The organism is Salmonella sp. A29-2 (assembly GCF_020150755.1).
In the GTDB taxonomy this organism is placed as follows: Bacteria; Pseudomonadota; Gammaproteobacteria; order Enterobacterales; family Enterobacteriaceae; genus Salmonella; species Salmonella enterica.
Genome location: NZ_CP083731.1, coordinates 1,907,875 through 1,932,437, shown reverse-complemented (window position 1 = coordinate 1,932,437; position 24,563 = coordinate 1,907,875). Strand labels below are relative to the sequence as shown.

At 47.8% G+C, this 24,563-nt stretch carries 23 protein-coding genes, 3 tRNA genes and 4 pseudogenes; 14 read left to right on the top strand and 16 right to left on the bottom strand.

Features of this window, described 5'->3' with window-relative positions:
* Positions 1 to 107 precede the first annotated feature (107 nt).
* Complete coding sequence (gene yedA / locus K8W53_RS09340) at positions 108 to 1,028, top strand: drug/metabolite exporter YedA (RefSeq protein ID WP_001212264.1); 921 nt, start codon at positions 108 to 110, stop codon at positions 1,026 to 1,028.
* Here the strand turns inward: yedA and K8W53_RS09335 are convergent.
* From K8W53_RS09335 to drpB, 4 genes are all read right to left on the bottom strand, one after another.
* On the bottom strand, positions 1,017 to 1,487 hold the full coding sequence (locus K8W53_RS09335) for a very short patch repair endonuclease (RefSeq protein WP_000785978.1): 471 nt from the start codon (positions 1,485 to 1,487) through the stop codon (positions 1,017 to 1,019). The two genes, yedA and K8W53_RS09335, sit on opposite strands and share 12 nt — an antisense overlap.
* On the bottom strand, positions 1,468 to 2,898 hold the full coding sequence (locus K8W53_RS09330) for a DNA cytosine methyltransferase (protein ID WP_001157305.1): 1,431 nt from the start codon (positions 2,896 to 2,898) through the stop codon (positions 1,468 to 1,470). The genes K8W53_RS09335 and K8W53_RS09330 overlap by 20 nt, the downstream gene beginning before the upstream one ends.
* A 73-nt stretch (positions 2,899 to 2,971) precedes the next feature.
* Positions 2,972 to 3,667 carry a phosphohydrolase gene (locus tag K8W53_RS09325; RefSeq protein WP_023224667.1) on the bottom strand — a complete coding sequence of 232 codons (696 nt, stop codon included), beginning with the start codon at positions 3,665 to 3,667 and terminating at the stop codon, positions 2,972 to 2,974.
* A gap of 79 nt (positions 3,668 to 3,746) precedes the next feature.
* Positions 3,747 to 4,058 (bottom strand): cell division protein DrpB, encoded by a 312-nt coding sequence (gene drpB / locus K8W53_RS09320; RefSeq protein WP_000107435.1) that lies wholly within the window; start codon positions 4,056 to 4,058, stop codon positions 3,747 to 3,749.
* 75 nt (positions 4,059 to 4,133) lie between these two features.
* On the opposite strand from drpB, the gene K8W53_RS23850 reads away from it, so the two are divergent.
* Together K8W53_RS23850 and ompS1 are read left to right on the top strand one after the other, a co-directional pair.
* Positions 4,134 to 4,265 (top strand): hypothetical protein, encoded by a 132-nt coding sequence (locus K8W53_RS23850; RefSeq protein WP_001575978.1) that lies wholly within the window; start codon positions 4,134 to 4,136, stop codon positions 4,263 to 4,265.
* 442 nt (positions 4,266 to 4,707) lie between these two features.
* On the top strand, positions 4,708 to 5,886 hold the full coding sequence (ompS1, locus tag K8W53_RS09315; RefSeq protein WP_052939410.1) for a porin OmpS1: 1,179 nt from the start codon (positions 4,708 to 4,710) through the stop codon (positions 5,884 to 5,886).
* A 258-nt stretch (positions 5,887 to 6,144) separates the two neighbouring features.
* On the opposite strand, the gene K8W53_RS09310 is transcribed toward ompS1, so the two are convergent.
* The 7 genes and pseudogenes from K8W53_RS09310 to K8W53_RS09280 form a co-directional block, all read right to left on the bottom strand.
* Complete coding sequence (locus K8W53_RS09310; protein WP_024131109.1) at positions 6,145 to 6,333, bottom strand: hypothetical protein; 189 nt, start codon at positions 6,331 to 6,333, stop codon at positions 6,145 to 6,147.
* A 10-nt stretch (positions 6,334 to 6,343) separates the two neighbouring features.
* Positions 6,344 to 6,556 carry a cold shock domain-containing protein gene (locus K8W53_RS09305; protein WP_000208509.1) on the bottom strand — a complete coding sequence of 71 codons (213 nt, stop codon included), beginning with the start codon at positions 6,554 to 6,556 and terminating at the stop codon, positions 6,344 to 6,346.
* A 454-nt stretch (positions 6,557 to 7,010) separates the two neighbouring features.
* Entirely contained in the window at positions 7,011 to 8,279 is a 1,269-nt protein-coding gene (locus tag K8W53_RS09300) for a Y-family DNA polymerase (RefSeq protein WP_023224669.1), read from the bottom strand.
* Between the two features lie 2 nt (positions 8,280 to 8,281).
* Positions 8,282 to 8,701, bottom strand: a complete 420-nt coding sequence (locus tag K8W53_RS09295) for a translesion error-prone DNA polymerase V autoproteolytic subunit (protein WP_000394197.1) — start codon at positions 8,699 to 8,701, stop codon at positions 8,282 to 8,284.
* A 748-nt stretch (positions 8,702 to 9,449) separates the two neighbouring features.
* The gene (locus tag K8W53_RS09285; protein WP_017441836.1) at positions 9,450 to 10,268 is read right to left on the bottom strand and encodes a hypothetical protein; all 819 of its coding nucleotides are present in this window, start codon (positions 10,266 to 10,268) and stop codon (positions 9,450 to 9,452) included.
* 481 nt (positions 10,269 to 10,749) lie between these two features.
* Positions 10,750 to 10,995: pseudogene (locus K8W53_RS23905) on the bottom strand (hypothetical protein); the annotation flags it as partial.
* Positions 10,996 to 11,285: 290 nt separating this feature from the next.
* Positions 11,286 to 11,375, bottom strand: a tRNA-Ser gene (locus K8W53_RS09280).
* A gap of 88 nt (positions 11,376 to 11,463) precedes the next feature.
* On the opposite strand from K8W53_RS09280, the gene mtfA reads away from it, so the two are divergent.
* From mtfA to K8W53_RS09235, 9 genes and pseudogenes are all read left to right on the top strand, one after another.
* On the top strand, positions 11,464 to 12,261 hold the full coding sequence (mtfA, locus tag K8W53_RS09275; protein WP_000598920.1) for a DgsA anti-repressor MtfA: 798 nt from the start codon (positions 11,464 to 11,466) through the stop codon (positions 12,259 to 12,261).
* A gap of 100 nt (positions 12,262 to 12,361) precedes the next feature.
* Positions 12,362 to 12,437: transfer RNA gene (locus tag K8W53_RS09270), tRNA-Asn, on the top strand.
* Positions 12,438 to 12,604: 167 nt separating this feature from the next.
* A pseudogene (locus K8W53_RS09265) lies at positions 12,605 to 12,910 on the top strand (Arm DNA-binding domain-containing protein); the annotation flags it as partial.
* 421 nt (positions 12,911 to 13,331) lie between these two features.
* Positions 13,332 to 13,407: transfer RNA gene (locus K8W53_RS09260), tRNA-Asn, on the top strand.
* Positions 13,408 to 13,573: 166 nt separating this feature from the next.
* Positions 13,574 to 14,098: a peptidase gene (locus K8W53_RS09255; RefSeq protein ID WP_001219023.1), complete on the top strand. Its 525-nt coding sequence runs from the start codon at positions 13,574 to 13,576 to the stop codon at positions 14,096 to 14,098.
* Between the two features lie 474 nt (positions 14,099 to 14,572).
* Positions 14,573 to 15,445, top strand: coding sequence for an integrase domain-containing protein (locus K8W53_RS09250; protein ID WP_023223650.1), 873 nt, complete (start codon positions 14,573 to 14,575; stop codon positions 15,443 to 15,445).
* A gap of 23 nt (positions 15,446 to 15,468) precedes the next feature.
* Positions 15,469 to 15,747, top strand: a pseudogene (locus K8W53_RS09245) (transposase); the annotation flags it as partial.
* 683 nt (positions 15,748 to 16,430) lie between these two features.
* The gene (locus K8W53_RS09240; RefSeq protein WP_077944492.1) at positions 16,431 to 18,125 is read left to right on the top strand and encodes an SEL1-like repeat protein; all 1,695 of its coding nucleotides are present in this window, start codon (positions 16,431 to 16,433) and stop codon (positions 18,123 to 18,125) included.
* Between the two features lie 56 nt (positions 18,126 to 18,181).
* Positions 18,182 to 19,912 carry a hypothetical protein gene (locus K8W53_RS09235; RefSeq protein ID WP_023223652.1) on the top strand — a complete coding sequence of 577 codons (1,731 nt, stop codon included), beginning with the start codon at positions 18,182 to 18,184 and terminating at the stop codon, positions 19,910 to 19,912.
* A gap of 57 nt (positions 19,913 to 19,969) precedes the next feature.
* Here the strand turns inward: K8W53_RS09235 and K8W53_RS09230 are convergent.
* Positions 19,970 to 20,074 (bottom strand): annotated as a pseudogene (locus tag K8W53_RS09230) (DUF520 family protein); the annotation flags it as partial.
* Between the two features lie 47 nt (positions 20,075 to 20,121).
* On the opposite strand from K8W53_RS09230, the gene K8W53_RS09225 reads away from it, so the two are divergent.
* A complete protein-coding gene (locus K8W53_RS09225; protein WP_000957535.1) occupies positions 20,122 to 20,295 on the top strand; it encodes a hypothetical protein in 174 nt (57 codons plus the stop codon).
* 506 nt (positions 20,296 to 20,801) lie between these two features.
* On the opposite strand, the gene K8W53_RS09220 is transcribed toward K8W53_RS09225, so the two are convergent.
* Positions 20,802 to 22,256: an AMP nucleosidase gene (locus K8W53_RS09220; protein ID WP_017441829.1), complete on the bottom strand. Its 1,455-nt coding sequence runs from the start codon at positions 22,254 to 22,256 to the stop codon at positions 20,802 to 20,804.
* 45 nt (positions 22,257 to 22,301) lie between these two features.
* Between K8W53_RS09220 and K8W53_RS09215 the strand changes: the two genes are divergently transcribed.
* The gene (locus K8W53_RS09215; RefSeq protein WP_023888257.1) at positions 22,302 to 22,463 is read left to right on the top strand and encodes a hypothetical protein; all 162 of its coding nucleotides are present in this window, start codon (positions 22,302 to 22,304) and stop codon (positions 22,461 to 22,463) included.
* Here K8W53_RS09215 and K8W53_RS09210 read toward each other — a convergent pair.
* The 3 genes from K8W53_RS09210 to K8W53_RS09200 form a co-directional block, all read right to left on the bottom strand.
* Complete coding sequence (locus K8W53_RS09210) at positions 22,452 to 22,778, bottom strand: DUF1493 family protein (RefSeq protein WP_000228159.1); 327 nt, start codon at positions 22,776 to 22,778, stop codon at positions 22,452 to 22,454. The genes K8W53_RS09215 and K8W53_RS09210 overlap by 12 nt on opposite strands.
* Entirely contained in the window at positions 22,772 to 23,236 is a 465-nt protein-coding gene (locus tag K8W53_RS09205) for an STM2901 family protein (protein ID WP_000381834.1), read from the bottom strand. The genes K8W53_RS09210 and K8W53_RS09205 overlap by 7 nt, the downstream gene beginning before the upstream one ends.
* A 797-nt stretch (positions 23,237 to 24,033) precedes the next feature.
* On the bottom strand, positions 24,034 to 24,486 hold the full coding sequence (locus K8W53_RS09200; protein WP_023223653.1) for a hypothetical protein: 453 nt from the start codon (positions 24,484 to 24,486) through the stop codon (positions 24,034 to 24,036).
* Between the last annotated feature and the right edge of the window lie 77 nt (positions 24,487 to 24,563).

Genomic DNA, 24,563 nt, shown 5'->3' with positions numbered 1-24,563 from the left:
GGCGCGGGTCAACGCCTTTTTATTCCAAAAGGACAATTATAATGCTCGCCAGCATAATAATTTTGACGTTTACTATATTCACCCTTTTTATTTCACCGTGAGTGATTATGCGTTTCCGGCAGTTATTACCTCTTTTTGGCGCGCTTTTTGCCTTGTACATCATTTGGGGGTCTACCTATTTTGTTATCCGCATAGGCGTTGAAAGCTGGCCGCCGCTGATGATGGCTGGCGTACGTTTTCTCTCGGCGGGGATGTTGCTCATGGCGTTTTTGCTGTTGCGCGGCGAAAAACTTCCGCCGCTGCGCCAGACCATCAACGCCGCGCTGATTGGTCTACTGCTGCTGGCGGTGGGTAACGGTCTGGTGACGGTGGCGGAGCATCAAAACGTGCCATCGGGCATTGCTGCCGTCGTGGTCGCCACTGTCCCGCTATTTACGCTGTGCTTTAGCTACTTTTTTGGTATTAAAACGCGCAAATTAGAATGGGTGGGGATTGCCATTGGACTTGCCGGGATTATTCTGCTGAACAGCGGCGGTAATTTAAGCGGCAATCCGTGGGGCGCGATTTTGATCCTGATAGGTTCGATGAGCTGGGCATTTGGTTCCGTTTACGGCTCGCGCATCGCCCTCCCTGTGGGCATGATGGCGGGCGCGATTGAAATGCTGGCGGCGGGCGTGGTATTGCTTTGCGCGGCGTTTCTTTCCGGCGAAAAGCTCGCCACGCTGCCTGGTTTATCGGGGTTTATGGCCGTCGGTTACCTGGCGTTGTTCGGTTCTATTATCGCCATTAATGCCTATATGTACCTGATTCGCAACGTCAGTCCGGCGCTGGCGACCAGCTACGCCTATGTGAATCCGGTTGTCGCCGTGTTGCTTGGCACTGGCCTGGGCGGCGAGAGGTTATCGCCCGTTGAATGGGCCGCGCTGGGTGTGATTGTGTTTGCCGTAGTGCTGGTGACTCTGGGTAAGTACCTGTTTCCTGTCAAGGCGGTGGTCACGCCGTGTAAAACGGAAGATTCACGCCAGTAGATGAATCCCCTGGGTGTCGATCTGCGCGCTGGCGCCGCCGCCGCAGATCCACTCTTCCAGGCGCTCCGCCAACGCCGCGTCGCTCAATTTCGCTCGCCCGCGCAAGGCGCACTCCCAGACGATCAGCACCCGCCAGCCAAGCGCCTGTAAACGCTGAATATCGCGCTCATCGCGCTCAACGTTCTTACCGATTTTTTCCAGCCAGAAAGCCGTCCGCGTGGCCGGTACTTTGAACAGATAACAGTGGTGATGATGCCAAAAGCAGCCGTGAGTAAAAATCACACAATCATAGTCATTCACCACAAAGTCCGGCTTGCCCGGTAATGTCGCGTCCTGAGTATGAAACGTAATCCCCTGCGCGCTTAGCAGGCCGGCAAGACGTTTTTCAATAGCCGTATCGCGGGTTGCTATCGCGCGCATATTTTTACTGCGCGTGGCTTTATCGTGAACGTCCGCCATCTACCGTCTCTCTCTGACGCAGCGTCACCGCCTGGTGAATTTTGGGTTCCAGCAGCTTTGCTACCGCGGCAAATACCGGCACCACCACGGAGTTGCCAAACTGGCGATAGGCCTGCGTATCCGAGACAGGTATCCTGAACTGGTACGTTTGCGGCGCCTCAAATCCCATTAAACGCGCGCACTCTCTCGGCGTGAGTCGGCGGGGACGATGTTGTTGGTTGCCAGCATCGTCGAAATTCACTTCGCCTTTCGCCATATCCCAACCACGATCGATCAGAATTTCGGCGCCATCTTTGTAGTAGCGAGCAGATAACGTGCGCGCCACACTTTCCGGATTGTCAGGATAAACCATGCCATAGCCAAAACCGTTTCCCCGCGCCTGGTGCTTTTTCGCGTAGCGATATAAATATTTCCACAGCACCGGCGTCAGGATATATTTGGCTTCGACGACGGGCTCCAGCAGTTCTGCCAGCGTCGGACGGCGCGGTGGATAACAACGGGCGATATTGCGTAACGTAAAATCGGTTTTCAGGTTTAAATCGCGACGGAATCCCACCAACACAATACGTTCCCGATGCTGAGGAAGAAAGTGCTGCCCGTCGATAATTTTCGGATCGTCCGGGCCATTGTCAGCGGCATCCGCCACGTCATATCCCAGTTCATCGAGCGTTTGCATAATAATGCGGAAGGTGTTGCCCTGGTCGTGACTTTTAAGGTTTTTCACATTTTCCAGCACAAACAGCGCGGGGCGGCGAGCGTCGATAATTCTTACGACATCAAAAAATAACGTCCCCTGAGTCTCGCAGGCAAAGCCGTGGGCGCGGCCCAGCGCATTTTTCTTGGAAACGCCCGCCAGAGAAAATGGCTGACAGGGAAAGCCCGCCAGCAGGACATCATGTTGCGGAATATGCTGGCGAATGTGTTCCGCCGCCTCATCATCGCTGACCCCTTCCCGGTGGCTCAATGTGATATCGCGGATATCTTCATTAAAGCGATGTTGCAGCGGATCGCAAAAATAGTTCGCTTTATATGTCCGTACCGCGTGCTTATTCCATTCGCTGGTAAACACGCACTGTCCGCCTATCGCTTCAAATCCGCGGCGAATGCCGCCGATGCCCGCGAAGAGATCAATAAAACGAAAGGCGTAATGCGGATGATGCGCTGGCGGCGTCGGCAACCCTGTTTTAAGACAGGTGAGTTCATTGTCGCTCAAGCGATGCCATGCCGCGTTCATCATTACGCGCTTGAAGATGGCCGGGCTCCAGTGCTGCTCGCCCAAGCCGTTAAGGTGCGCCACCAGCGTTTTAACATCGTAGATTTCCAGCAATTGACTCAGCATCGCCTGGATCTCGCTTCCGGCGTCGTCGGCGATGAGGTTCCGGGCGTGTGTTACTGAAATATTTTCCTGCATACATTTAACCGGCCAAAAATAATTGCCGACAGACTAACATAAAATGACGCGGTTTACGTTTCAGCGGCAGGGGTTACTGATGCGTAGCAAACATCTGGATGACCGCCTCATCCCGTGTTTCATAGTCGCCTTTCAGCTCAGCGCTCAGTTTCGCCATGTACGACACCAGAAAATCCGCATTACGCTGCGCCAGGTACTTGCCCCGTTCGGTCTGCATCGTCAGCGGCAGTTTCAGCAGCTTGGTTTGAAAATGGTCGAGCGCGAATTGCTTATCGTTAAGAGGCCGTCTGTCGGCAAAGGGATCGTCGGCATCAAACAGCGCGACGCCCAGCGCGCCGGAGACCGCGAAGACCCGCGCCAGACCAATGGCGCCCAACGCCTCCAGCCTGTCTGCATCCTGCACGATTTTTGCCTCTGGCGTGGTAGGCGCAATTTTTGCGCTGAAACTATGCGCTTCGATAGCATGACAAATGCCCGTCAGTTTTTCTGCCGGAAAGTCAGGAAAATCCCGCAGAAAAATACGCCGGGTTTCTGCCGCCGCCAGAATGGAAGAACGATGCCGCTGCGGATGATTTTTCGCCAGGCTGACGATGTCATGGAAATAACATGCCGATAGCACCACCAGCCAGTCGACAGGAACGTTTTCCCCCAGCGTTTGCGCGGTTGCCCAAACACGACGAAAATGGAAGATGTCATGGGCGGCATCCTGTTCCTGGTGGTGGTGACGTAGCCAGTCTTCAAACTGCGATTGCCAGTATCCTGAGTCCATACGCCCTCTCTTTATAGCAGACCATTTTTATTACATGCCTGAGCACAGGGTTCGCTATCCTGACATATCCGCCGCCACTTTACATCCTTGCGTGCTTGCGCGTTTCTGGCTGAGTGTCGGCGGGATACCCCCTGTTTTTGCGAGGCCGGGTGTACCAGGCAATACTCCCCAGAATAAGCCAGACGACGCCCAGCGAAAGCGCGTTAAGCCATTTTTCCGTTGCGCTGCCAGGAGTGCTGATTGGGCCGAGAACCGGCTCGGTTTGTATGGCGGACATCAGCCACACGCAACGCGCCATCGCCCAGATGAAGTAGCCGCAAAAGGTATAAAAAACCCATAACGCTAATTTACCGCCCATGCTACGGGTGGCGTTGTCCTCCCTGGTACTCAAACTTTACTCCGCTTTTGTGATGTAAGTCATATGACATTAATTACATTATAATGTGACATTAGTCACATTTCGACCATGAAATACCTTATCCACCTGTTCTGGTTATTCATTCCACAAATAGTTTATTCTCAGTTAATGTTGCGTCTGGCGCTGAACCTGCTGTTAAATAAGGGAATGGTGATTGAATCGCACTCTGATGCAGAATAACCCATCACCAGAACAACTTATTTTTACGCACCGCGATAGCGTTTTATTTTATCAGCATTAAGTGTCAGAATGATTCGGTTATTAGCCTTTTATCATTTATTTTATCATTACCCACATTACCGGCATTTATGCCGGTTTTTTTTATGCTTTTTCATAATCAAAGCTTCAAATACATATAAAAAACAAATTATATTCACACCAGCAACCATCAAATCAAAACACATAACTCATTGATAAAAAATGATAATTATAGAATATATATTCTTAGTTACTTATATAGCCAGTATTATAAAAAACCAAACGGAAACAAATTGAAATATTTTAAATAGCTTTGTTACATGTTATTTTTTAAATTCCATGAACTTCATAGAATAGTATCAATTTGTAGTTTTGTTGAAGTGGCTACATATTCATATAAATTATTATCATAAGGGAATACATAATGAACAGAAAAGTTCTGGCACTGCTTGTCCCGGCGTTATTAGTGGCAGGCGCAGCAAATGCGGCTGAAGTTTATAATAAAAATGGCAACAAACTCGACCTGTACGGCAAAGTTGATGGTCTGCGTTACTTCTCTGACAATGCAGGCGACGATGGCGACCAGTCCTACGCCCGTATTGGCTTTAAAGGCGAAACGCAGATCAACGATATGCTGACCGGCTATGGTCAGTGGGAATACAACATTAAGGTGAACACCACCGAAGGCGAAGGTGCAAACTCCTGGACTCGTCTGGGCTTTGCCGGTCTGAAATTCGGCGAGTACGGCTCTTTCGATTATGGCCGTAACTATGGTGTTATCTACGACATTGAAGCCTGGACCGATGCGCTGCCGGAATTCGGCGGTGATACTTATACCCAGACCGATGTCTATATGCTGGGCAGAACCAACGGCGTTGCCACCTACCGTAATACCGACTTCTTCGGTCTGGTGGAAGGCCTGAACTTCGCGTTGCAGTACCAGGGTAATAATGAAAACGGCGGTGCTGGTGAAGGTACAGGTAACGGCGGCAGCCGCAAACTGGCCCGTGAAAACGGCGACGGTTTCGGTATGTCTGCCTCCTATGACTTTGACTTCGGGTTAAGCCTGGGTGCGGCCTACTCTTCCTCTGACCGTACGGACAATCAGGTTGCTCGTGGTTATGGCGACGGCATGAATGAGCGCAACAACTATGCTGGTGGTGAAACCGCTGAAGCCTGGACAGTAGGTGCCAAATATGACGCCTACAATGTTTACCTGGCGGCGATGTACGCTGAAACCCGCAACATGACCTATTATGGCGGCGGTAATGGCGAAGATAATGGCGGTATTGCTAACAAAACCCAGAACTTTGAAGTGGTTGCGCAGTATCAGTTCGATTTCGGTCTGCGTCCGTCCATCGCCTACTTGCAGTCTAAGGGCAAAGATTTAGGCGGTCAGGAAGTCCATCGTGGCAACTGGCGTTACACCAACAAAGATCTGGTTAAATATGTTGACGTCGGTATGACTTACTACTTCAACAAAAATATGTCCACCTACGTTGATTATAAAATCAACCTGCTGGACGAAGATGATGACTTCTACGCAAGCAACGGTATTGCAACCGATGATATCGTAGGTGTTGGTCTGGTCTACCAGTTCTAAGACGCTTTATGTTATTCAAGCCCGTGCTTAGCGCGGGCTTGTTATTATAGGGCAAGAATTAAATAACGGATAACGGCGCAAAGACAGGTGACCTGGCTTCATCGGATAGATGAAGACAACGTCGCTCTTTTCAGGCGCTGTCTGCAAGAGAAATAACACCTTTGGGGAAAGGTAAATGCCACTATAGATGATGGATGTCAGCGTCTATAGATGATAATCATCGGGCATAAAAAAGCTCCGGTACGGAGCTAATATGAATTATTTTCTAAAATCTGGCGGAACCTGTCCTGAGCGAATGTATAATCCAACATTATCAAAAGTGATCATGGTTGACTTACAAAAAATACATTTCGCGCCAAATGGGTTTTGCTCAGTAACATCGAATGTCGATGTTCTGTATTGTGAACCATGGCAACATGGACACCGGAAGTGAATTTTATTAGTAATATCAGATACCTTAAAGCGCCACAACGTTAACCGCTGATGGACCTTTTGGTCCCTGCTCTACTGAAAACTCCACTTCCTGATTTTCATTCAGAGTGCGGAATTCATTACTTTGAATGGCGGAAAAATGCACAAACACATCTTTGCTGCCATCTTTAGGCGTAATGAAACCAAAGCCCTTTTCAGGGTTAAACCATTTTACTAAACCAGTGATTTTCGTCGTCATAATATTGTTACCTTTTGAATGAGCCCTTGGGCAAAATGGCCTGAAGAAAATTATCAGAGAGAAAAAAACCTAAAGGAGATCTCAAGAGGAACAAATGATGAGAAATATTACAATCACTACTTCAGATAAGTTTGTATCAAACCGCACAACCATTAACGCATGGTTAACTTCACATAGCAAGCTTTAGTTTTGTTAAAAAAATATTAATTGTTTTTTAGCATTATCACGCTGATTGCCATACTCTTTTTATCCATGCCCGTCGCTACGGCTGAAACCTGGCGTAAATAAGTGACGTCTCACAACGCCTACCTGGCAATAAATGCGCCACATTTCCTGATGTCGTAAACCAGGATACATGCGCCTCATCGTGAGAGGTTCCTGTGATCTTGTGTGACCAAAACCGGTTAGAGAACGGGGATGATTTGGCAACTATCTCAGGCATTGATCGCACAAGTTACTTAACACGCAGTAGATCAGAGTATCTTGTGGTGTACCGAGGCGAAAGCATTTCTCGCTTCATAGCCCACTGTTGCGACATCCCCTGCCCGGCGAAGTACAGCGTCCCCTTCCCGTCTTTTGCGTTAAGATGGTCCAGTACTTCCATCAACTTCGCACTACCGGCGCGCGGCGCGTTATCGTCGAAAAGGTTGAGTTGCGCTACGCCCTGACTGAAGAAGTCACCCAGCATCACCCCCGCTTTCTGGTAGCGATGGCCGTCGCGCCAGATTTTATCCAGGCATTTCACAGCCGCATTGATAATGTCGCGTGAATCCTGCGTGGGGGTGAGAAGCGTCACCGCGGCGCTGTTACCGTAGTAGGGCTCGTTCAGGGCAAAGGGGGATGTTTTGACGAATGTTGAGATGAAACGGCAGTACTGGTGCTCGCCGCGGAGTTTTTCTGCCGCGCGCGCAGCGTAGCTGTAAATAGCCTGGCGCATTTCCTCATAGTCTGTGACCCGCTCGCCGAAAGAGCGGCTACAAACGATTTCCTGCTTTGCCGGCGCAAACTCTTCAAGCTCCAGACATGGCTCTCCGCGAAGCTCTCTCACGGTACGCTCCAGCACGACATTGAAGTGTTTCCTGATGATCCAGGTACTTTGTTCAGAGAGATCGAGAGCAGTCTTGATGCCCAGGGCATTGAGCTTCTTACTGATGCGCCTGCCGACACCCCAGACATCCTCTACGGGTATCAGGGCCAGCAGCCGACGCTGGCGATCGATGTTCGACAAGTCAACCACCCCGCCGGTCTGGTGCTGCCACTTTTTCGCAGCATGATTAGCCAGCTTGGCAAGGGTTTTCGTCTGGGCAATGCCTACACCGACAGTCAGGTGCGTGCGCTTCAGGACCGTCGCTCTTATCTCGCGCCCGAAATCTGTCAGATCCCGGCAGTTTCGTACCCCCGTCAGATCACAAAAAGCCTCATCAATGCTGTAAATTTCTACCCGCGGCACCATCTCCTCGAGTGTGGTCATTACCCGGTTCGACATATCAGCGTAAAGCTCGTAATTACTGCTGAAGCAAACAACACCGGATCGCCGGAAGCGTTCTTTCTGTTTGAAGTATGGCTCACCTGGTGCGATACCGAGCTGTTTCGCCTCGGCGCTACACGCGATAACGCAGCCATCATTGTTTGATAACACCACCACCGGTCGGCCACATAAATCAGGACGAAAGACCGTTTCGCAGGAGGCGTAAAAGCTATTAACATCGCAGAGCGCGAACATAATCAACTGACCGCTTTAATGATAAAGGTCACCACCCCGAATATGTCGAGCGTGTCTTCACTGCCGACAGGTATAGGTCGATAGGCGCCGTTCATGGGGATTAGCTGCACTGTCGGGCGCAACTGCAACCGTTTTACGGTGAACTCTCCTTCAATTGCCGCAATTACAATGTCACCGTGGTCAGCGTTCCGTGAGCTATCCACCACCAGCAGGTCGCCGTCGCTGATGCCTGCTTCAATCATTGAATCACCCGTGGCTTTGACAAAATATGTTGAGCTGGGATGAGAAACGAGCAACTCATTAAGATCGATACGCTGCTCAATGTAGTCCGCTGCGGGGCTGGGGAATCCACACGGCACTAAGTAACTGAAAAATGGGAGAGGAATAATTTCGCGCAACTCTGTAGGTCTGAAAAATTCCATAATCCATACCTCGAATACTGTTTTTATATACAGTAGTATTATTTGAACATGCGCGCAAGATACCGGAGTCGCTACGGCTGTTTAAATCTTCGTCGCTTCGTTTGTAAGTTTCTCTCTCAGTTCAAATTATGGGTTTTGTAAATTTTCCGGTTGTATTGTCATGTGCGCATATTTAAGCCAGCCTGGAGGCCAGATTTTCTGTACAGCGTCGACAGTCCCGCAGCGTAAGTTATCGCCACGCGCCAGCGCGTTTCCCTCACAGCAATTAATCTTCTGCCCAGCGCCCATGTCTACAGGGGAACATTTCGGGCAACAGGCCGGGTGCGACGATGACCGAGGACGACGGCGTTAAGTCGCCGCGAGTGACATCACTGTGAATCCCGATGGAGTACAGCGAGCTTCATGAATTTACTAAAAATATAACAGACACAAAAAATAGTTTTATTTTTCATTATGATTAATATCAGTTTGCATATTGGAAATAAGGATAACTGACCAGAACACCATGATAAACACTGACAACAAATTAAAAGCGTAGTTTTTTTGATTTGCGGCAACAAAATTAATAAGAGTCATGGTAGCTAAAAAACTCTTTTTCTTTTCCTGTACAAATAAGATAAAAATCGCTTCATCCACCACCACAAAAATATGTATATATTCTGTTATTACTATTTCGATAACACAATATCAAATTAAATATATCTCTATTAGCTATCCATTAGTGTAATTTTCTTAAACTGAAAATTTATCATTTACAGCCCAAACTCTTACGCATTTTTTCTTTTAATGGCTCGGCTACTTCTGGACGTAATTTTGAGTATAAATTTTGTACATTTTCACAGCCAGCAGGTTGGCCTGATGATAAAGGTTCTATTTTCGTCAGGATATTCCACAAAATATAAATTGCAAATGCGATTAGCATTATACTTAAAAAATAAACACGGATACCCCGAGCATTAAACAACGCAGGGACATTTGATGCCTCTTGTTTAACGGATGGCACATAATTTACGACTGGAGCAGCAACCTCAGGAATAACAAGTTGTTTTCCATACGGAACGAAGTATGCAGAAATATGCTCTGGACTATAATGCTGTTCAACACGTTTCCACTCATCTGACGGAATGAGTAAGAACGATAATGTATCACTAAAAATGCTGTTCTGATATACCCGCAAAGTATATCCATTATTAGCCAATATATGCTCAATGCGCACCAGTTCTGTATCAAAACCATCACTTCCCATTGGGTAGTGATGAAACATATACTGCGCATCAACCAAATTTATCGTTGCTGTTTCAATCTCACTATCATAATCGAATTTGACCGTGACAGGCTTCTCTTTCTGATTATCTGAAAGTGCCTCAAGCAGGCTAAAAGTTCCCTCTTTCCAGTCAATATTAATTCCGTAGATACTCATAAACAGCGCCTGGTAGTCCTCTAATGCAGACTCAGACAGCCACGGCTCTTTATGTTTCTCCAAAAAAAACTTACGCCTTAAAGAGGCTTGTTCATCATCATTGGCAGCAAAAAAATCAAAAAACTCATCCTGTTCTGGTAATTGCATCGTGGTTCCATCCAGTATTTTATTAATCAAAAATCGATCCCAGCAGCTAATTTCACCTGCTGTCTATGATAGAATAGAATATGTGATCTCAAAGCGTCAAGATGACAAGACCAAACGAGCACGCATCCATTCAACAAATGAATAAACTCTGTTAATACAAATAGTTTTAAAAATGATTTATCTGGACAACTGAAATTATCTTTATACTGATAGCAGTACAGCCATTTCTGTAAGTTTAAATGACAGATAAAAAACACGGACAAATCGTTTTACGTTATTTCCAATATTTTTCAATGTCTGCCCTCTGTTTTTTTACGTAATCTCTATGTTGTCGCGACGGGAACAATAATAGCGAATTCGCGTATGACGTTTTAGGGGCATTCATAAAAGGGTTTTTTGAAAAACATGAAGGGAGATGAACGGAAAAAGGTTCGTTAAGGCTGGATGCGATCACGTTCGCTTACGGCGAACGTAACCCTTTTTACCTGGCTGCATTTTTCTTCTTCTTTTCGTCCTCAACATGCTTATCAACAGGTGAGTCTTTTAAGCGATTGTTTTGCATGATGTCATCTTCAAGCGATTTTAGATAGCTTGCATCAGTCAGCAAGGCTATTGCCAGCGTTTTCGCATAAAATTGCGCGTGGCTTCGTGTCGTAGGATTTACCGCGTAGGTTCTGGCAAGCTCATGTCCAGGGGAGGCGGTATCACCACTGAAAATGATTTCGCCTCTTTTCCTCCATCCTCCAGCAATCCATTTCCTTTAAGATACCCTTACAAGATCCGTGTGAAGCAACGGCAGTTAAACTGTTTTGTCACCAGAGATGTGAGATGGGCGTTGCAAAAGAGTGTGAGCTTGTGAGCTAAAGAAGATAAAAGTGGATGCCCGACGCGCAGCAAAATGGTAAAAAACAGCATCAGTAGTAAGAAAAATCGAGCGAGTGAAAGAAATTTTAATGCAGGGATTTATGTATGACGAAATCAAAAACGCTTTGTCAGTGATTGATTTTGTTGAATGATTGGCGGAGAGAGGGGGATTTGAACCCCCGGTAGAGTTGCCCCTACTCCGGTTTTCGAGACCGGTCCGTTCAGCCGCTCCGGCATCTCTCCGTATATTGCAATGATGCCAGGTAATTTGGCATTTTAACAGACCCTATTCGGGTAATTTTGTTCAAGTGACGAGTTTACGAGCAAAACGATGATTAAGTGGCCCTGGAAAGCACAAGAAATAACCCAGAACGAAGACTGGCCGTGGGATGATGCGCTAGCTATACCTCTTCTGGTAAACCTCACCGCGCAAGAACAGGCTCGGCTTATTGCGCTAGCCGAACGTTTTTTGCAGCAGAAAAGACTGGTAGCGCTACAGGGATTTGAGCTCGACTCGTTAAAAAGTGCACGTATTGCGTTAATTTTTTGCTTACCGATCCTGGAGCTCGGTATTGAGTGGCTTGATGGTTTTCATGAAGTGCTCATTTATCCCGCGCCCTTTGTGGTAGATGATGAATGGGAAGATGACATAGGTCTGGTGCACAGCCAGCGTGTCGTACAGTCGGGGCAAAGCTGGCAACAAGGGCCCATCATTCTGAACTGGCTGGATATCCAGGACTCGTTCGATGCTTCGGGTTTCAACCTCATTATTCATGAAGTCGCGCACAAACTGGATATGCGTAATGGCGATCGCGCCAGCGGCATCCCTTTCATCCCGTTGCGCGATGTGGCTGGCTGGGAACACGATCTCCACGCGGCAATGAATAATATTCAGGATGAAATCGATCTTGTTGGCGAAAGCGCTGCCAGTATAGATGCCTATGCCGCCACCGACCCCGCAGAATGTTTTGCCGTGTTGTCAGAGTATTTTTTCAGCGCGCCAGAACTGTTTGCTCCACGTTTCCCGGCACTATGGCAGCGTTTTTGCCAGTTCTATCGCCAGGATCCTTCTCAGCGCTTACGGGTAAGCGCTGCCGAAGGCGACTACGGCGAGGAATCCGAACATTAATTCCTCACTTTGTGGGTTAATTAACCAATTGAATTGGCGCGTTAATTTTACTGTTGACACGTTATAGTCGGCCCAGTATTATGCGCCTCGTTGAAACAATTCCTCTGTAGTTCAGTCGGTAGAACGGCGGACTGTTAATCCGTATGTCACTGGTTCGAGTCCAGTCAGAGGAGCCAAATTAAGGGAAGCAGACGTTCACTGACGTCTGCTTTCTGCATTTATATCAACTGATTAACCCCTTCTTCAGGTTCACTCTCGTTTACTAAAAACCACTCGAAGCCATACCCTTTTGCTGGTAAAGCTGGTTCGATTTGCGTTTTACCAGCACGCGGAGGGAACCGTCATGTCACTGACTGATACTAAAGTAAAAAATGCCAGACCAGCGGAAAAGGCCGCCAAGCTCCCTGACGGGTTTGGCCTCTATCGATTCAAAATACTGGCAGTCAGGCTATCGCTTCGATGGCAAACAGAAGGTGTTTTCTATTGGGGTTTACCTTGCTATATCGCTTGCTGATGCCAGACAACGCCGTGACGAGGCCAAAAGGCTGCTGGCTCAGGGGATTGACCCGAACGCAAAAAACAGGCTGATGAAAAAATCCTTCAGGAAAAGCGCGATAAAACCCGCTCGTCCCGTGTCGTCGCCAAAAGCTGATGCGCCATAATTCTGCCTATGATATTGACGGAAATCTTTTCGCCTGCACCAGAAATTTATCTGCCATTTCCGCTACCGGCGTCAGACTGCCTGTATCAACCATTTTCACAAAATATTTCACGTCTAAAGTTCATTCTACTCCCTGCCCTTAATCTCTACGGCGTTATGTCTCAGAATTATTTGCCAAGTGCCTGCCAGTTTTTCACGGTTCATCAGACGCTGGTACATAGCCATTGCGGTAAGGTCACAGCATTTGACTTGTGCAATTACAGACAAAGTTGCGCCATGCCGGGGCAAAGTAGAAATTAGATCAAAACTTCAACGCTTTGTTGTTTTTGTCAGCAAACAAACGCGCAACCTTATTTCCCCCTTTGACAAGCCGATCGCACATCGTTACTATGCGCCCCGTTCACACGATTCCTCTGTAGTTCAGTCGGTAGAACGGCGGACTGTTAATCCGTATGTCACTGGTTCGAGTCCAGTCAGAGGAGCCAGATTTTAGTTTCGGGACATTCTGGTGAGTCCGGAGACGTTTAAAAAACAAGAACTTATCTTTACCCGGTTGACCTGATAAGGTTTGCCGGGTTTTTTGACATCCATAGTTTCTTGAGGGCTTAATCGGAGGCTTCACGGTTCGTTGAGTAAATAGAGCCCCCTCCTATGGCATTAACCGATACCGCTGGCGGCACGCAGACCGATCCGGGTACAGGAAAACCGTCAGAAAATCCACCCGCCGATCCACCGTCAGATGGTCCCGCTTCTGAAAAACCACACGACCCACCCGCCGATCCCAATAAGCCCACTCCACCGAAAGAAGAAACGCCGCCCGGCGCGCCGGAGAAATACGCGTTCACCGCCCCTGAAGGTCAGGAACTCGATACCAGCGCGCTGGCGCAGTTCGAACCAGTGGCGCGTGAACTGAACCTGACGCAAGAGCAGGCGCAGAAGCTGGTGGACGTCTATCCGAAAGTGCTGGCGGGAGTGCAACAACAGCAAGCGGAGTCATGGCAGAAGCAAACAGAAGACTGGGCTGCGGCAGTTAAAGCCGATAAAGACATTGGCGGTGACAAGCTGGCGTCTAATCTCGGCGCAGCTCAGCGGGCTATCGACACGTTCGGTACCAAAGAACTGAAAGAGTATCTCGATGGTACCTGCGCCAGATCTCTGGTCAATGCTGCACCGTGACGGAAGCGATTCCACCCGGCACCCGTTACCACATCAACGCCTTTTACTTTACGGGCTGCGGCCTGCAAAGACGTCCGGCTTTGCTGCCGCGTGACCGTAAAATAACACCAGAGTCTGCGATCTTTCGCGTACTGCACTCGACCAGTGCGTCGCTTTCGTCGCGCAAAGCGACAAAGTGACGCACAACCACTACACCGCGCCATGCCCCTGTTTTCGGGGTTCCGGCGTTCATTCCCGAAACTGACACGCCTTTTTGGGGCCGCTGTCAGCAAGAAAGAAGAGAAAAAGATCGATACCGAGGGGGGGCATGATGCCCCGGAGAATTTCTGCTCATACAGGCAGCCTGTACCGCGTACAGTCTGAAACTCCCTATACCTCAACAAACTGCCACTCCGGCGTAAAGGTATCGTTCTGGCGCAGCCAAAAAGCATACGCCGGAGACTGTTTGTGTTCTCAAAATCACAGGAGAAGTGTATGGGCAAGTTAGGTGGTGAAATGAAGGCACTGGCAAAGCACTGTGGCGGTAGCCATAAAACGGTGAACGATCGCATTCATATCGTGCAGCGTTTCGATCACCACTTACGGGTTTTGAACGTCCATATCCAGCGGGTTGCGCAGATTAAGGTGCGCCACATTGAAAGCTATATTCATGAAAGGTTGGCGCAGGGGATCGGCAAACGCACGCTGCAAAATGAAATGGCCTCGCTGCGCGCTGTTCTGCAACAGGCCGGGCGTAAACAGGTGGCAGAGCATGAGTGGCTGACTAATAAATCGCTGGGGCTGTCTGGTGCATCGCGCAACGGTACGCGACGGGCTATTACGCCGGAGCATTGTCGCCATGTGCTGGAAATGGCCCGTGTAAAAGATCCAGGTCTGGCGGCTGCGCTGGAACTGGCGAGGCTGATGGGCTTACGTTCACAGGAAGCGGTGCAGAGCGTGCAATCGCTGAAAACGTGGAAACAGGCCATTGAACGCAGCGATACGCGCTTAACCGTGGTGTTCGGCACCAAAGGCGGACGGCCCCGCGAAACGGTGATTCTGGATACTATAGCTGTCAGAAAAGCGCTGGATAATGCGCTGGCTATTGCAGAAAGCCGTCATGGCCGACTGATCGACAAACCGGATCTGAAAAGCGCGATGGACTACTGGCACAACCAGGCGGCGCGTATTGGTCTGACTGGCGCATATTCTCCGCATTCCCTGCGTTATGCGTGGGCGCAGGATACCATTAGTCACTATCTGGCGCAGGGGTTCAACAGGAAAGAAGCGCTGGCAATTTTGGCGATGGATCTGGGGCATGGGGACGGGCGTGGGCGGTATGTGGCGCAGGTGTATGGGCAAATTTGACAGTTGGCTAAGAGCGAGCAGCGGATGGAGCAGGTTACCACAGTTCACAGTTAGTGAAAGACTGGGCGGAGGTGGTAAATATCAGGCTGCATTACCTTCCCCCTTACAGTCCAAACCTGAATCCGATAGAACGAATGTGGAAATTAATGAACGAACATGCCCGGAATAATCGCTACTTCAGCAGTACGCGAGAGTTCAGGGACGCAATATCTGTCTTTTTTAACCAGACGCTGCCGGATATAGCGGACTCACTGACATCCCGAATTAAAGATCACTTTCAGGTGCTCACTCCCGCATCTTGAGGTTTATTGGGTATATAATCGTTAATAATCATCAGCGCGTTATTACCAAATTAAAAACAACGCGCTCGTAATACTTAAATTATTCTTACTGGTAACTGAAGCAAACTCTCTCCTGCCAGAATATGCTCCTCGCATCCTTTACATTAACTCTTTGTTTCTATAGCATGAAATAAGTTTCAGGAAGTTATTATTCATACAAGGAGAACATCTTGAAGAAAACATTCATAACAATTATAGTTTCATTATATTGCGCGAATATATGTGCAAAACAATCCCCCAGTACAGAATCCAAACCCGTTAGTTTCATCTCCAAAATTGTAAATATCGATTTTAATAAAACCGCCATTAGCAGTGACCTGAAACTTTTACTCGCCGACCGTTATTATTTTAAAGATAAAACACCCTGTAATACTAATACCCTTTCTGCGCGCGCAGAATCAATGGGACTGACGACAGAAGAATATATTAATAAAATACGCAGTTTAAGACCGGCTATTCTCGATGACCGTTATTTTTACCTGACGGTCGATCAGTGCGATGCTGGCGGCACGCCCATGCTGACTGGAATCGAGCTATGTACCGAAGCGCTGTGCGGTGCCGAATACATGAAAAGATCGTCTGACTTGTGGCTGGATGATGAACTGCAACCGACGGTTAAACGTCAGGCAACAACAGTAGTCCATATGCCCCTCCCCTATGATAAAGAGAAAAAATTATGGAAAGTCACCGGCTGGTATCTGGAATCCTCAGAAGAAACAGGGGAGGTGATGCAGAGTAAACAGATAGCCTTTGAAGGCTATACCAACGAAGAAAACTTCGCTAACCGACAACGTGTTTCTGTATTTAAATCTTTCTATGAAAGCGGCAATCTCAAAAGTATTTATCATTATAATGCACAAAATAAGCGTGACGGAAAAGCTGAAACTTACTTTGATGAAAAAGACAAAATAGCGGAAACGCTGACGTTTAAAGATGGTCAACCCGAAGGGGAATACATCGTATACCATGAAAACGGAGCCGTTGAAAGTAAACGTTACTTTGCCCAAGGTAAAATTAAAGATGGCGAATGCCCACATTTTTATGATAACGGCGTTTTAAAACAAAAACACAGCTATTTAAATCAGAAACTGGAAGGCCCGGCATTTGAATATTTCCCTGATGGGAAAATAAAGGGGAAATATTCATACAGTAAAGGCACCATTGTCGGCACTAGTACGGAATATTATTCTACCGGTAAAATTCGTGGTGTTTACCACAGAAATAACCAAGGTGAAAACGACGGAACGTTCGAACAATACAGTGAAGAGGGCAAACTCCTTTCTAAAGCGACCTATAAAAATGGCAAACAGCTTTCTGCTCAGAGCTGGTATGGAAATGGGCATCCCAAAGAAGAATCCTCTTTTGATAGTGAAGGCCGTAAACATGGTGCGGTCAAAGAATGGTTCAGCAACGGAAAGCCTGCCTCATCCAAAATGTATAAACATGATGTGTTAGACGGGGATTCCGAAAAGTGGTACGAAAATGGTCACCGCGAATCAGTCTATCCCTATAAAAACGGTATGCTAAATGGGGACGCTAAGCACTGGAATGAACAGGGCAAACTCACCTATACCACCGAATATAAAGACGATAAAAAGCAGGGAGCCGATCGCCGCTGGAGCGAACGTACCGGTAAACTTGTTGAAGAGGTTATGTTTGCTAATGATGAAAGAAACGGCCTGAAAAGAGAGTTTAACGATCGTACGGGTAAGGTCTTAAGTGCGCTGCCCTATGTCGATGGCGACAAGGAAGGTACAGAAGAAGCCTATGATGAAGACGGCATAAAATACATCCGTTGTTACCACAACGATAAAGAGCTTTCAGAGCTATATGCGCCGACTGACGTCACCAATAAGGCAAAGCAGGGTGACAGCACTGCGCAATATCATTTAGGTAAGTATGAGTTTGAATGCACAAACTACGATGCGGCGATGAAATGGTTAACTCAGTCCGCAGAGCAAAATCATCCCGGCGCGCTTCTCTTTTTGGCCTATGCGTACAACTACGGTGATGGCGTAGCGCAAGACAGCAAAAAATATCTCTCCTATTTATTCAAAGCGGCAGAGCTTGGCGAAAGTGATGCGCAGTTAGAAGTGGGATATTTAAATCTTATCGGCGAAGGAATGCCGAAAAACCTGCCGGAAGCCTATAAGTGGATTAAAAAATCCGCTGACCAGGGAAATGCTCAGGCGCACTATAACCTTGGACTCATGTACAGGAATGGTGATGGCGTTGAGAAAGACCTCAACAAAGCCAAACTTCATCTTACAGCGGCGGTAAAAGGCGGCGTCAAACCTGCACTGGCAGCCTTAAAGGAATTAACGCCTCAAACTAAGTAAATATGAATTTGCTGTAAAGAGGCTATTCAAACGGAACTGAAAGGATACACGTTGCTATGAAATTTAAATTCGCCACATTACTCACAGCCGCCACGGTTTTTTACTCTTATCAGAGCGTTGCACAAAGTCAGCAATCGCCTGATGTCTGGTCAGTTGTCGAACAGAAACTGCAAAATGCCGTCCCTTTAAATGAAAACACCACTTTTAAATCGCAGGCAGCCTGGTTTGAATTACACAGGGAACTGTTTATGTACGGCCCGATGAGCCGTGCGGATGCATTACTGAAAAAGCTGGACACACAATCGAATTATGCGAAGTTTTCGCTAAACCATGAGGCCTCGTGGATCGCTGAAAATAATAGCCCGGATGCCGCGATGGTTTTCCTGTCCAAAATTGGTCTCGATAAACCGTCGAGCATTACCGCCTACGAGAGCTACGTTGATGGCTGGGTTAATCGCAAACAGCCTGAAAAAGCCTTAGCCCTTCTTAGCAAAAATGCCGACGCGAGGAATTTTTATTTAGCCACGGTTTTAGAATTCTGGCACTCAGAGCCTGATAAAACCGCCGCTATTTATAATGAAAATTACGCTGATAAAATTGTTGTTCCTTATACTCAGCTAAAAATGCTGCTTATTATTGCGAAGCAGTACCATGCCAAGGGCGACACCGCAAAGGCGTTGGTTTACGCAGATAGCGCGCTGAAAATGTTTGATACGGCTATTGCTCAACAACCGAGTGCTGAAGCCTACCGTTATCAGGAGTATCTCGACCTGATGGAGATCTATTACGCCACGGGTAATAAAGAGAAGGCGATGGCGTTGTCTGCGAGATTGCGCAAAGCAACCGGCAATAAAGGAAGCTATTTCCAGTATTCATTACCGGGATTGCTCTCTTTTTATAAGAAAAACGAGCTGACACAGAATTATCAGGAGACGCTTTCAACCTATGTGACGCGGGTCGATAAAATATTCAATTTTGCCCCTTCGCCGCGCATTGAAATGGAGCTGATTGATTTATTAAGCAAGCTTGATGATGTTGCGCTGATGAATAAGCGTATCGATTTGCTGATGAGCGCGCCGGAATATACCTGCTACGACGACAGGTATTGCTACGAGTACAAAATCAAAGCGCTGAAGAATCTCTTTCAGCATAAGCAGAATGCTGTGGCGGAAAAGCATATCGCAACCCTCTCCGCCGAGGCGCAAACCCTGACGTTCGCCGAATGGGAAGATGCAACAAATGAAATGGGTGAAGTACTCAAAGAAATTGGTCATCCTGAGGCAGCGCAAAAATTAGCCGTCAGCGCCGAGGCGATTTACCTCAGCCAGGCAAAAGCCTGGCCTGATGAAGATATGTCGCTTTCCTTTCAAAGACTTGCAGAGCTTTACGGCTATGGCAACGACACGGTGAATGCCAAACGGGTGTTACACCAGCACGTTCCCTCTCTCGAAGAGGAGGCGATGATCGACCACTACATGAATGCAAAACAGTGGAGTCAGGCAAGGGAATTGATGATTAACGCAGATAGGGTCGATAATAAAAACCTGATGCTGTTACGCCAGATTTGTGCTGAAAACACGCCCGAGTGTCAGGAACATATTACCTTTACGCTGAAAAAATTAACCACGCAGGCGTCGATTACCCGCCAGGACGACACCGGTAATCAGCAGCTTTATCAGATTGGGAATATTTTTCACAGATTGGGTATCATACCGGGAGCGGAACAGCAGGCGCTGATTCAGGCGTTGTATAACAAGGCCGCAGAGACTAAAAAAGCCACGCCTTAATCGATTTACCCGCCCGGCCACCTTTCTCACATGCGGGAAGGCGGCGGGCGGGAAAAATCAATCGCGGAAGTTTTTGAACTGGAACGGCTGGCCCAGATTGCCGCCGCGCACCAGCGCCATCGCTGCCTGCAGATCGTCGCGGGATTTACCGGTCACACGCACTAACGTAAATTCGAATCCAAACCCACAGAGATTACCGCAAGATATTAATGTTGACCCAACACCGCCTGCCGGAAGACCCGCGCTGGAACGCCCTGCACGAGGAGTTCAGCTTTGACGACGACGACAACCTGCTGGGCATGAACATGCCGCCCGAAGGTGGCGAGCATCAGGCGAAAGTCAAAGGCGACCGCCTGCTGCTACAGGGCAGACCACCACTATGAGTACGGCGAGTTCGGCAATCCCATCGCTGACCGCTGGGGCAAGGCGCAGTGCCGGGAGCACCGATTTGAATGGAACGGCGAGCACCGGCTGGTGCGCTTTACCGACGTGCGCCAGCTTTGCGCGCCACTCGTGGCGCTATGAGTTCGATAATGACGTGACCACCCTATATCCCTGCCCAACGCGAAAATCCTCAGTATCAAGCCTTCTGACACCCCTTTAAGCTGACCGCTTCTCACGGTCGGTATCTGCTTGTTAATCCGGGCTTGTGGGTCAGGCGCTCAAGGAGCGTGAAGTACGACGCAATGTTTTCGCCTTCCGGCGCGTTTCCTGGCGTAGACGCGATTATCGGCGGCAGGTATCCGGCGATGGTGATGAAGCTCGCGGCACAATAAGGCCTTGGCGGGATGCAAAATCGCCTCCCGCTAAGGCTTCATTCAGCCGCTTTTCATATCACATAAATACGCCTCTTCCACTCCTGTCCAACAGCAGGCGACAGCTCATTTCGTTAGCGAAACGGTGGCTCATTAAACGTGCGTAATTTACGTGAGTGCAAACGATCACCTTCTGCGCGTAGTAAATCAATAGCACGAATACCAATTTGCAAATGTTCTGAAATAGCCCCCTCATAAAACCGGTTTGCCTGCCCGGGCAGTTTAATTTCACCGTGTAAAGGTTTGTCAGAAACACAAAGCAGCGTGCCGTAAGGCACGCGGAAGCGATAGCCCTGGGCTGCAATCGTCGCGCTCTCCATATCAATCGCGACCGCGCGGCTAAGGTTGAATCGCAGCGCCGATGCGGAATAACGAAGCTCCCAGTTACGATCATCCGTGGTGACGACCGTTCCCGTGCGCAGTCGCTGTTTCACCTCTTCGCCGGGCATTCCGCTAACCGCTTTGGTAGCGTCGTACAGCGCACGCTGTACTTCCGCAATGCTTGGAATAGGAATATCAGGCGGCAGAACGGCATCCAGCACATGATCATCACGTAAGTAGGCATGGGCCAGCACATAATCGCCAATCGCCTGACTTTCTCGTAACCCTCCACAGTGCCCAATCATAAGCCAGACGTCAGGCCGCAACACGGCCAAATGGTCGCAGATCGTTTTAGCATTTGAAGGGCCGACACCGATATTTACCAGCGTAATCCCCTGCCCATCTGCCGTTACCAGGTGCCAGGCGGGCATCTGATGCTTCTTCCAGGCCAGATCGGAAATAGCCTCTTCCGGCGCTTCCGTTTCTGCCGTGATCCAAATTCCGCCAGCACAGGAAAGCGCGACATAGGGACTGTCAGGATCAAGAATTTGGCTGCATCCCCAGCGCACAAACTCATCGACATAGCGGGTGTAGTTGGTAAACAAAACGAAGGGCTGAAAATGTTCAACCGGCGTACCGGTATAGTGCCGTAACCGGGCCAACGAGAAGTCAACACGACGCGCGTCGAAGTGCGATAACGGATAGAATTCGCCGGGGTGGAACAGACCGTCTGCTGTCTCATCGCCAATCTGCGCCAGTTCTGTGGTAGGAAAATGGCGCGTTAGCCCAGCGCTCATAGAACGATCCAGCGTCAGAGCCGAGCCATCGATCACGTAAGGATACGGGATCTCATGGTGCGAGGCCTCCACCGCAATATGCGCGCCATAATCATGGTAAACGAGGTTAAGCTGTTCCAGAAGATAAGCGCGAAATAGCGCAGGCCGCGTAACGGTAGTGGTATAACAGCCAGGATGAGTAAAGCGTCCAAAAGCGCGTGTTTTAGGCGGGTTCGGTGTCGCGCCATCCCAGCTTACAGACAGCGAAGGATAAACAAACAGTCCGTTAAGCCTGGCGTGGGGATCGGGCAGCGTACCGTTATCAACATAGTCAGCGATGGCTTCACGGAGCGCGTTAACCGACTGCTCGTACAGCTCCTCCAGGCGATCCAGCGCCTGCTCGGGCGTCAGGTTTGTGCCTTTATTTTCCATATTATTCTCCTTAGCGTTCACAGGTGAGGCACGTCATTCGATAGTATGACAGCAAAGGAGGAAACTAAAGGGGTTAGCGTAAGGGTGGCAGCAGTAAACATGAACCCTTTAAAAAGAAAAGAGAACTATCTTAGCGCCACCATCATCGCTCAAAAAGAAGGGTACTGGTACAGCCATTTGTTAAGTTCATTACAATTAGTCATATAACCATTTCCCGGCTTTTGCTGACTCGATCAGCATGCTGATAGTGAAATCTGGGACGGGTACAGGCTCCGTTTTCTTGAACGGATGCCATGAAAAAGGGTGATTAGGAAAATAGGTTTCTATTCTGAAGTTACCTCGCTCGACATTGAGTTTCTCGAAGAATTTATTCATGAGATCTTCGGCTTCAAGTTCATCAATGCTCAGATCAGTATCAAGGTCAATCTCTGGTGTTAATTCCACTTGCTTAATGTTGAAAAGATATGTGCCAGCATAAGGCCGTACAAGCTCGTAAACTTGCTGTTCAATATTGTCTACCATAACTTATCATTGCCCCGAGCAATGGTATTGTAGTCGCGTATAGTGCGATATGTTATTTGTGACACATCTGCGGCAAGGATAATTTCCCCGATCAAAGGAATGGAACGTCCAACAAACGGCGCAATGTTACGAACCATAACACGTCTGGCTGTCCATGGGGTGTAACCGCCTAACCATGTCGGAAGGGATATTCCAAAGGGAAATTTTGACTTTTTAAACACTGCACGTGCAGTCCTGGACGCGTATGATGTGCCTTTAGTCGCTCCAGCGGGTTTCGCCCTTGTCCAGAGATTATTACGACCTGATAGCAGAGCAACAACGGCCCCGAAATCTGCAACACCAATCCCAAACTGGCTTGCGGTATTCTCACAAAAAATCATAAACAGAAGTTCGGCAGCAGTCAGATTGGATTTTCCTGCATAGAAGTATGTTCCATTTAGTTCTTCTACTGTATCCATTAGAAACTCTATAGTTGCTATTTTGGTTTACTTATTGTACAGCCTTGTTTCGAATGAAAGAAATCAATCTTTTGGGAAAGAACGGATCAAGATCACGGGAAATATCTGAAATCAGATGAAAGAGACGGTCGCGATTCCCACCAGGGGCATCACCTCGCAAGCTTGTGTGATCGCTCCGTTTGAACCGAACACATCTATATGTCAGCATACTGATACGGGTTTGATCTTGCGGATAGCTGTATCGGTTAATGCCATACGTGGGGGCTCCATTTTTCCAACGAACCGTGAAGCCTCCGATTAAGCCCCAAAAACTATGGATATCAAAAAACCCGGTAAACCTTCTCAGGTCAACCGGGTCAAGATAATGTCTTGTTTTCTAAACGTCTCCGGACTCACCAAGATGCCCCGAAACTAAAATCTGGCTCCTCTGACTGGATGCGATTCTTTTAGTATTCCATTGAAATAAAATGATTTTTATCAGAGGATTAAAAATAGGGCCCTTGAAAAGGCCCCCTAATGATATGATTGGCTTAAATCGCGATGTAAATCACGTTTTTCAGCAATTAAAGGACAAAAACCTACATTAGCCTTTAGCAGGCTGGTTAATTAGCTCAAGATTCACCACTATAAAAATGTAGAGCAGGGCCGGATAGTCTTGAGCTTTGACAGTTTTAGTCCTTTTTTACAGTGCTGTCAGGTCAAGTGCAATTATCCATCTTTACGCATTTTCCTGTAACTTACATCAAATATATAATTAGATTGAGGAGAGAGCCTCTCACGTTCTTGTTTGATGAGTATTACTTGAGGAGTAATGGAACAATGGGGGCTATTAAAAGAATAAACCCGGTACCTGCGACTACACCAAATGACACTCGGAAGCACCTTCCATAAGTCCATGTCGAAAGTATAGATTTATTCAGAGAATTATCGATGCTTTCATTTTTAAAGATCATTGCTGTTGGTTCATTAAATTCTTCCTCTAATATTTTTAGAGCTACTTCAGATTTTTTTATCAGCAAAGAAACTCGCTCATCTAATTTATAAAAAATAAATGAAATAAAAACTATAAATAATCCCAGTGCCGATGCCAGATAACTGTATTTACCGCCTTGCTGCAAACAAACACCACTACCTGCAGCAAGTAACCCTATGATGGCAATATAAAAATTAAACACAGTCATTCTCTGTTGAGTATGGATTTCAAAGTATTTCCAGGCATGCTCGAAAGAAATTGAGAATTTATCATTCATTATTCTTACAGTTTCATCCTTTTAAAAATTATTAGAAATTTAACGTAACGTTTATTGTAACGCCTGACCCAGCACAA